This is a genomic window from Actinomadura fibrosa (genome assembly GCF_900659615.1).
GTDB lineage: Bacteria > Actinomycetota > Actinomycetes > Streptosporangiales > Streptosporangiaceae > Spirillospora > Spirillospora fibrosa.
On the sequence record NZ_CAACUY010000306.1, the window covers coordinates 1 to 9,266 of the forward strand.

General features: G+C 75.8%; 5 protein-coding genes. All 5 read right to left on the reverse strand.

Annotated features, from left to right (window positions below):
- A partial coding sequence (locus E1300_RS43960; RefSeq protein ID WP_207400309.1) for a hypothetical protein occupies positions 1-324 on the reverse strand: 324 nt, incomplete at its 3' end.
- 21 nt (positions 325-345) lie between these two features.
- The gene (locus E1300_RS43965; protein WP_131763216.1) at positions 346-4,635 is read right to left on the reverse strand and encodes a LamG domain-containing protein; all 4,290 of its coding nucleotides are present in this window, start codon (positions 4,633-4,635) and stop codon (positions 346-348) included.
- A 133-nt stretch (positions 4,636-4,768) separates the two neighbouring features.
- Positions 4,769-5,542, reverse strand: a complete 774-nt coding sequence (locus tag E1300_RS43970; protein ID WP_131763217.1) for an enoyl-CoA hydratase/isomerase family protein — start codon at positions 5,540-5,542, stop codon at positions 4,769-4,771.
- A gap of 127 nt (positions 5,543-5,669) precedes the next feature.
- Positions 5,670-6,686 carry a ParB/RepB/Spo0J family partition protein gene (locus tag E1300_RS43975; RefSeq protein ID WP_207400310.1) on the reverse strand — a complete coding sequence of 339 codons (1,017 nt, stop codon included), beginning with the start codon at positions 6,684-6,686 and terminating at the stop codon, positions 5,670-5,672.
- Between the two features lie 200 nt (positions 6,687-6,886).
- A partial coding sequence (locus E1300_RS53640; RefSeq protein WP_207400311.1) for an ATP-binding protein occupies positions 6,887-9,266 on the reverse strand: 2,380 nt, incomplete at its 5' end.

Below are 9,266 nucleotides of genomic sequence, written 5' to 3' on the forward strand. Positions count from 1 at the left end.
GGAGGCGCGGGCGGGGGCGCCCACCCACACCGGCAGGCCGCCGGCCTGGACGGGCGCGCCGAGCTGGGCCGACGGCGGCTTCACCTCGGCCTTGCCCTCCTTGGGCCAGGACACCGACGGCTTCCAGCGCGCCGCCGCCTCGGCCGCCGCGTCGGCGGGCCGGGGCTTCACCGGGACGCCCGTGGTGTCGGTCAGGTGGGGCGGCGCCGGCTTGATCGGCGGCCAGTCCTCGTCGGCGCCCGCCGGGCCCTGCGGAAGGCCCGCGACGAGCCCGACGACCAGGGCCACGGCGGCGCTCGAAGCCGCGAAGCGACGCAGGAACATGATGACCTTCCTCCGGTCGTGTCAGGGGCGGGCGACCACGTGGCCGAGCGGGCGGCCCGGCGCCGCGGCGCCCTCGCAGAAGCGGTCGGCGGACTCGAACCGCTCGCCGTCGTCGCCGCGGCAGGCGTACAGCCGCCGGGTCTCCATGCCGTCGGGCGCCTCGGGCCACAGCCAGCCGCTCGGCCAGGCGCCCATGTCCCGCGCGCCCTCGCAGCCGGGGTCGGTGGAGAGGAACTCGTCGGAGCCCTCGCCCTCGCACATCCGCAGCCCCGACGAGGCTCCGCCCGCGTTCCCCAGCAGCACGTAGCCGAGGACCTTCTCCACCTGGTGGTCGGCGGGGAGGAACTGCCCGTGCGTGCTGGTCCAGTGCCGCCCGTCCGGGCCCCGGTAGCGGATGAGGGGCGTGAGCGTGCGCACGTAGCCCAGCAGGCCCTCGGTGCGGACCTTGTCGGGCGTGCTCTCGCAGTCGTCCCGATGGGAGAGGTAGTGGTCGCCGCTCGCCAGGTCGACGCACCGGTAGACGGGCGCGGTGGGCACGCCCGCCGGCGGGGTGGTGTAGAGCCGTCCGGCCGGGCCGAGCACCTCGTGGTTCGCGCAGTTGGCCGTGAGGTCCAGGAAGAAGCCGCGGTTGTAGCGGCAGGAGTAGATCGGCCGGGTGTTCGGCGCGTCGGCCGGGGCGGTGAACCCGCGCGTGCCCTCGAAGTGGTATCCGGGCGGGATCGGCCCGGAACCGGTGTAGCGTCCGGCGCCGTCGTTGCCGTTGAACTGCGCGAACGTGCCCGCGAAGGGCGAGTCCGGCCGCGGCCGGGTCTGGCCGCTGAGTCCGGCGATCTCCGGTTCGGAGAGCACGCCGCCGTAGACGTGCACCTCGTCCACCGATCCCAGCCAGCGGCCGGTGGGCTCGCCGTTCCTCTTCCCCCGGCCGAGGACGAGCGGCCCGGACGCGCTCCCCTGCACGGGGGCCACGTAGAACCCCCGCGCCGCCAGGGCTCCGTTGACGTAGAGGCGTACCTCGCGTTTCTGCGCGTCGTGGACGGCGGCGAGCGCGGTCCACTGCCCCTGGACCGGCGCCACGTCGTCCCCGCCGGGTATCGCGGAGGTGATGGACGTGTGGTCGTCGTCCGGCTTGCCGAACAGGTCGAACGTCCACCGCTGGCTGCCCGCGGCGTAGCGGTAGCCGAGGGCGAACCCGTTGTGGAGCCCGCCGTCCTGGCTCACCGCGACCCCGGACGTGTCCCCGAGCTGCTCGGTCTTGACGAGTGCGGCGACCGTGAAGCTGGAGTCGGTGCGGACCGCCGGTCCCGCGGTGAGCCCTTCGCCGCCGCCCGCGAACCGGACCGCGCCGGCGCCGACCTTCCCCGGCACCCGCGTCGCGCCGCTCAGGGTGACCGTGCGGTAGTTGCCCGAGCCGTCGCCCGCCGGACCGGCCGTGCCGTCGGAGCCCTCGTCCAGCGCGTAGGACGCCTCCTCGGCCGGCGGGGACGCCAGGCGGTCCACCTCGCTGCGGGGCGCGCTCTCGCCCGGTTCGAGGGACGCGACATCACTGAGCGCCCGGTCGTGGATCCGCACGTCGTCGATGGCGCCGAGCCAGTTCTCCGCGTCGGCCCCGCGCACCTTGCTCCGGCCGATCCGGATCTCGCCGGACGCCCACGGCGTGGTCATCTTGACGCTCTCGCCTCGGAGAAGCACACCGCCCCGGTAGAGCCCGTTGACGTAGAGGAACATCTGGTGCGAGGCGACGTCGTAGACGCCGGTGAGGTGGGTCCACACGCCGGCCTGGGGAGGGGCGTTCGCGGTGATCCTGACCATCTCGCCGTCGTCGGCGTCCCGCGCCGCCATCTGGAAGCCGAAGACGCCGAGGTCACCGAAGTAGCCGAGGGAGAAGGCCGGCATCCGGTTCCCGACCTGCGACACGGCGGTGCGGGACGTGCCGTCCGCCCGGTCGAGCTTCACCCACGCCGAGACCGAGAAGCTCTGGTCGGTGCGGACGGCGGCTCCGCCCCCGGGCGCGACGTGCGAGCCGGCGGTGCCGTCGAAGCGCAGCGCGTCGCCGATCCGGCCCCGCGTCCAGCGGGTGGCCCCGAGGGCGACGGTGCCGTCGTGGCCGCCCGCGGCGTCGGGCACGGCGGTGTCGCTCCAGCGCCCGTCCAGCGGCCAGTGGGCCACGGCCTGCCGGCCCGGCCGCACGTCGAACCGGAGGTGGCGGCAGTCCTTGCTCACGTTCCCGGCCCGGTCGACGGCGGTCACCCACACGTCCCAGGGCTCGGCCTTCATCGGCGTGACCTGGAACGCGGCCTTCCCGCCCAGCTCGTCCGCGGGGACGCTCGCGGACGTCCGGCACTCGGTGCCGCCCTGCGACAGCCCGTAGCGGAACTCGGCGACGTCGGAGTCCCCTTCTCCGGCCGTGGCCGTGAACGCGACCGGCGCGCCCACCGTCGGGGTCTCGGGCGGGTCGGTGACCGAGGGAGTCCCCGGCGCCTCGTTGTCGATGTCGAGCTGGCACATCTGGGAGCCCGTCTGCGGCGCCCACGGGCCGTTGGCCCAGACGTCGGCGGACCGCGTCCGCCAGGAGAGCCGGCGGCCGTGCTCGAAGGTCCCCTGCGGGATGACGCCGGTGAACTCCGAGCCGTCGTGCAGCGGTCCCGGGCTGGTCGAGTTCAGCATCCCGCCGCCGCGGTCCCACCACTCGAACCTCGTCCAGAGGTCGTCGTGGTCCGGGTCGGTCGCGGTGGACCGGAGCGTGATCGGGCCGGCGTCGTTGCTGGCGTAGTCCGGCGCGCCCGGATCCGTGCTGCACGGGCGCGTGGCGGTGCCCGCCGACCAGGAGAGCTTCGACGGCGGGTTCGGCGGCCAGTTGTAGTGGACGAGCAGCGAGTAGCCGTCGAACTTCTTCCAGCCGTACTGCTCCTCCTCGTTGTTGGCGCGCAGCATGAAGGAGACCAGGTCCCAGCTCCGGTCGTTCGCCCACCGCACCGCGTCGCCGACGCCCCAGCCGATGTTGGACGGTCCGCAGGCGCCGCCCGGGTCGTGGCCGTGCATCTCCGCGCGCGGCCCGCCGATGGGCGCGGGGAACGACTGCTGCTGGCCGCCCCAGGTGAGGCCGCCGTCGAACGCGTTGACGTGCAGGAGGTCCACCGCGACGTCCCTGCCGGCCGGGGCCGAGCAGGCCGGGGCGTACACCTCGTGCGCGTTGAACTCGGCGCCGGACGAGCCGCCGGGGGTGATGATCTGCGCGCCGTGCAGCGCCCTGATGTCGAACTGCACGTAGGTCCGCGCGGCCTGGATGCCGTTGCAGGTGCCGTCGTTCCAGCACTGGCCGACCTTGCCGAGGTTCTGCCCGCCGAACCTGCCCGGCGGCTCGACGTCCCCGCCGCCGTTCCAGAACGACGAGCCCGGCTTGCCCCGGAACACCTTGGCCCAGCCGCCCATCGGCGCCCACCAGTCCGGGTCGATCGAGACGGGGAACCTGGTCGTGCGGCCGGTGAGCAGCTTCTGGTCGGGGACGACGCTGATCGCCTTCTTCGCCACCTCGAAGCGGCCGACGGCGTCGTTGGACGCGGCGTCCCACATGGCCGGGGCCGGGGAGGAGAAGACCGTCTCGCCACCGGCGCCGACGAGGTCGGAGCCGCCGTCCCTGCCCGCCTTCAGGGTGAGCCCGCTGGTGTCCACGCCGAACCGCAGCTTGCGCAGCCTCGGGTTCCGCGCGGCCGTCCGCGTCTTGACGACCAGCACCTCGCCGAACCCGGCCGGACCGGCCGTCAGCTTCAGGTCGACGCCCGGCAGCACGTCCGGGTAGACGGCCGTGGCGCCCGCGATCACGGGCTCGGGGAGGCGCCCGGGCCAGCGCAGCGCGGCGTTCCCGCCGTCGCGGCCGAGCCGCACCAGGGGCGCCTGCCCGCCGCCGGAGAAGGCCAGCGACACCGCGGCGGCCCGGGGCGCCACCGAGCCGTCGGGCCGCCGGACCAGGGTCGTGTCGACCGGCACCCAGCCGCCGTCGCGGCGGACCCGCACGGGACCGGGATGCACGGCGGCCGTGAAGTGGCCCCCGGGCTCGGCGTACACCTCCATCGTCTCGGTCCGCTTCGCGACGACCTCGACCCGCTTCCCGGACGCGCGGGCCCGCGCCAGGGCCGCGCGTTCCGCGGACGTCGGAGCCGACTGGGCCGACGCCGGGGACGGGGACGGCGGCGCCGCGCCCTCCGCCCGGCCGTCCGCGAGACCGGCCGTACCGGTCGTGATCAGCAGGGCCGCGGCCCCGACCAGCGCCGTCGCGCCCAGGCCGCGTGCTCGCGGCGCACCGTTCACCCTCACCCGAATCCGGCCCCTCACCGTGCGTCCGGCCGACGTCCGGTCCGGGTCGGCGTTCCTCCTAGAGGGTGCGGGGCACGGGCGTGCCTGTCGTTACGGCTGAGCGCACACTTGTTTAGCGTGCGTGCACCGCCGCCTAGCGGCGTTCGCTCGCCGCTCGGGTGCCCATGGTCCGGTCCATGAACGCCTGGATGCGGCCGTCGGCCGCCGCGGTCGTCCACAGCTCCACGGTGGTCGGCTCGGTGACGCGGTCGAGCCGCTCGTTCAGCTCGCGCCGGAACTGCGCCTTGGTGTAGCGGAAGGTGTCGGGCGGGATGCCGGTGGCCAGCCGGTCGGCGACGGCCACCGCCCGCTCCAGCAGGCCGTCCGCGTCGTGGACCTCGTCGACCAGGCCGAGGGCCAGCGCGGACTCCGGGTCGTGGTTGGCGCCGTCGAGGATGATCCGGCGGGCCGCGACCGGCCCCAGGGTGAAGCGCATGATCTCCAATGCCGCGTACGGGAACGGCACCCCGACCTTCAGCTCCGGGACGCCGATCGTCCCGGCGCCGGACGCCATGACGCGGTGGTCGCAGGCCGCGGCGAGCACGCAGCCGCCGGCGATCGCGTGCCCGTTGACGGCGGCGACGACCGGCTTGCCCAGGTCGAAGACGGCGCGGAACGCGGCGCCGAGCGCGGGCAGGAACTCCGCGACGTACAAGGCGCCGCCTTCCACGACGCGCCTGAGGTCGACGCCCGCGGAGAACGCCCGCCCGGCCCCGGTCACCACCACGGCGCGGACGGGCCCCCGCGGATCGTCCAGCTCGCGCGCCGCCCGCTCGATCGCCTGGCACAGCTCCAGGTCCAGGGCGTTGACCTTGCCGTGCGCCAGCCGGACGACCGCGACGCCGTCCACTACCTCGACCTCGATCACTACGCCGCCTCCCGCGCTCCGGTCCCGATCCCGACTCGCCGGATACAACGATCAACGGGCCGGCGGGGTGCGGCCCGGCTGCCCCCGAGGAGCCAGGCCGCAGGTCAGCGGGCGGCCGCGGCGGCGCTCAGCCGCCGTCCGCGGCGGACCGCGCGGACTCCTGGTGCTGCAACCCGTCCGCGAACGACCGCAGGACCGCCGCGGACGCCTGGCTCAGCTCGGCCATCGGCGCCAGGCAGTGCGGCGGCAGCCCCTTCCTGATCGCCTCCTCGTCGCGCGCCACCGCCAGGCACGCGTCGAACATCCGCAGCAGCGTCCGGCCCGCCTCGGTGAAGCGGAGGGACGGGTCCCGGCGGAGCCGCTCGAACCCGGTGAGCAGCTCGGGGATCGCGCTGGCCGGGACCTTCGCCGGGCCGCTCCCGGTCCTGGCGGCGCTCCGCGTGCGGACCGGGTCCTCCCCGCGCCGGATCCGGTCGCGGACGTCCGCGGCGGTGGACGGCGAGATCCCGGCCTCGCGGGCGATCTTGCGGAGCGAGGCGCCCGGGTCGCTCTCGAACAGCCGCGCCGCGCGCTCCCGGCCGGCCGCGCCGTCCACCGGCCGGCACCTGCCGTCCCGGCCGATCCGGACGGCCGGCTGCGGGATGTGCCCGGCCACCCGCCGCCGCAGCGCGGCGACCTTCACGCCCGACAGCCCCACCACGAGCGCGACCATCCGGTCCGACCACTCGGGATGGGTCGCGAAGATGCGCTCGGCCGCCGCCATCCGGTCCTCCCGCGACAGCGGGAGGCCGTGCCGGATGTTGGCCGCGACCGCCAGCGGGAACGCGTCCTCCTCGGTGCCGTGGAAGAACCGCGCCGCGATCTCCGTCTCGCCGCGCAGCACCGCGGCCCGGAGCCGGTGCATGCCGTCGATGACCCGCCGGGACGGCATGTGCACCACGATCGGCGGCAGCTCCGCGCCCGACTCGGCGAGCGTCCGCACGTGCTCCGCGTCCTCGCCCGCGAGGCGCGGCGACCCGGTCGTCGCCAGCGAGGCGATCGGCACCCGCGCGACCGCCGACCGCTCGATGTCCTCCTGCTGGGACGAGAGGCGCCTCGCGAGCGCGCTCTCGCGCGAGATCGGCTGACGTACGGTCGTGTTCACAGCGAACCGAGCCCCCTAGCGGAATGGTGCGGCCGTCCCCGGAAAGCAGGCTCGTTCGTCGTGCGCCGCGCCGGGGTCGTCGCTGGGAGCCTGCATCGCCTCGGCACGGGGGCGGGGGGCACCGGAGTGCGATCCCCGCGGTCGTCACCGGACGCTACCTGAGCCGCCCTTACCGATCGCTAACCGGACGAGGCGGACCGTCAGGGCGCGTCCCGGGACAGGCGCTCCTCGGCGGACGACCTGCCCGCCTCGTCGGAGACCTGGGCGAACAGGTCGCGCGCCTCCTCCCAGGCGGCACGCGCCCCCGGGCGGTCGCCGGCGGCGGCGCGCGCGTCGCCGAGGGAGCGCAGCGTCCGGGCGAGGTAGGGGATCCAGCCGCGGGTCCGCCAGACCTCCACCGACTGCTCCAGGCAGTCGATGGCGGCGCGGGCGTCGCCCTCGGCGAGGTTCAGCTCGCCGAGGACGCAGAGGGCGTCGGCGAGGTGGTGACCGAAGTTGCCCGCCCGGCTGAAGGCCAGCGTGCGCCGGAGGGTGGGCCTCGCGCGCTCGTCGCCCGTCGCCGCGAACAGCTTGGACAGGAACAGCAGCGAGAACGTCTCCAGGTAGCGGTCGCCCAGCTCCCGCGCCATCGCCAGGGAGTCGTCCAGCAGCCGCTTGCCGCCCGCGAGGTCGCCGCTCAGCGCCCGCGCCGCGCCGAGGAACTGGACGATCGTCGCGATGAACCGGGGGTTGTCGACCTCCTTCGCGACGACCAGGGCCCGTTCGAGGCAGCCGAGCGCGCTGTGCGGGTCGGCCTCGCCGTGCACGACGGCCATGACGTGGTGCGCCCGCGCCTGCCCGCCGAGGTAGCCCGCCGCCTGCGCCAGGTCCAGCGCCCGCTCGGCCAGCGCCAGCGCCGCGGACTTGTCGCCGTCGGCCGTCCGGGCCCACACCATCATCACCAGCGCGTCGGCCATCCCGCGCGGATCGTCGAGCTCGGTGAACAGGTCGAGGAGCTCGGCGCCCATGCCGCGCAGCCGCGTCATGGCGGGCCCGGGCCCGGCGGGCGACGTCCAGGTCGTGACCTCGATCAGCCCGCGCAGCAGGACGGCCTCGCCGCGCCGGTCGCCCGCCCGCCGGCACAGGTCGAGCGCCCGCTCGTGCATCTGCCGCCAGTCGTCGTACATCCCGCGGACGTCGCAGTACCGCTCCATCGAGGCGGCGAGGTCCCACGCGAGCTCGGTCAGGCCCAGGTCGCAGGCCTGCCCGACCCCCGCCACCAGCGCCGCGTGCTCGGCGGCGAACCAGCCCGTCGGGTCCGCGAGCAGCGCGGCGACGGCCCGGGCCGGCAGCCGCCAGCGCGGCGCGGCGCCGTGCATCGCGGCGTAGCAGGGGCCCGGCACCCGCTCCGCCGCCTCCTCGGCCAGCGCGAGCCAGCCGCCGAGGGCGCGGCCCAGCGCGGCCGCGCGCTCGTCCGGCGGGTCCTCGCTCTCGCACCGCTCCCGGGCGTACAGCCGGAGCAGGTCGTGCACCCGGTAGCGCAGCTGGCCGGTGCCGTCCGCGCCGACGATGCCGACGAGGTGCGCGTCGATCAGCGCTTCGAGGTGGCGCTGCGCGTCCGGCACGGGCGCGTCCAGCAGCGCGGCGACCGCCCACGCGGCGAAGTCGGGCGCGTCGAGCAGGCCGATGAGCCGGAAGGCGCGCCGGGTCCGCGGCGGGAGCTGCCGGTAGCTCATCTCGACGTTGCTCCGCACCGCGAGGTCGCCCGCGACGAGCTCGTCCAGGCGGCTCCGCTCCTCGCGCAGCACGCCCGCGAGGTGCGACAGCGACCAGTGGCCGCGGCCGAGGAGCCGGGCCGCGGCGATGCGCACCGCGAGCGGCACGTGCCCGCACAGCCGCGCGATCTCCGCGGCGACCGCGGTCTCGTTCCCGACCCGGCGGGCCCCGACGATCCTGGTGATCATCTCGACCGCCTGCGCGGACGGCAGCACGTCGAGGTTGAGCAGGTGCGCGCCCTCCAGGCCGACGAGGCGGTTGCGGCTCGTGATCAGCACGGCCGCGGCCGGCGTGCCGGGCAGCAGCGGCCGGACCTGCTCCTCGCTCGCGACGTTGTCGAGCACGACCAGCGTCCGGCGGCCGGCGAGGCGGCTCCGGTACAGCGCCACGCGCTCGTCCAGCGACGGCGGGACGCCCGTGCCGCTCATGCCGAGGGCGCGCAGGAAGCCGCCGAGCACGGCGGCCGGGTCCGCGGGCGCCGCCGAGTCGCCGCGCAGGTCCGCGTAGAGCTGGCCGCCGGGGAACGCGTCCGCGATCGCGTGCGCGACGTGCACCGCGAGCGTGGTCTTGCCGAGCCCGCCCATCCCCGCGACGGTGGCCACGGTCACGGCCCCGGGCCCCGGAACGGCCCGGTCGCCGCGGAGGATCGCGGTCAGCGCCGCGACCTCCGCGTCCCGGCCCGTGAAGTCGGGAATGTCGGGCGGGAGCTGCGCCGGGACGGGCTCGGGCGGCGGCGAGCGGAACTGCGGCAGCGTGCTCGCCGAACTGGACATCAATGCCAAGTCGACGATGACCCACCACTGGCGCGTGCTGCGCGAGGGCGGC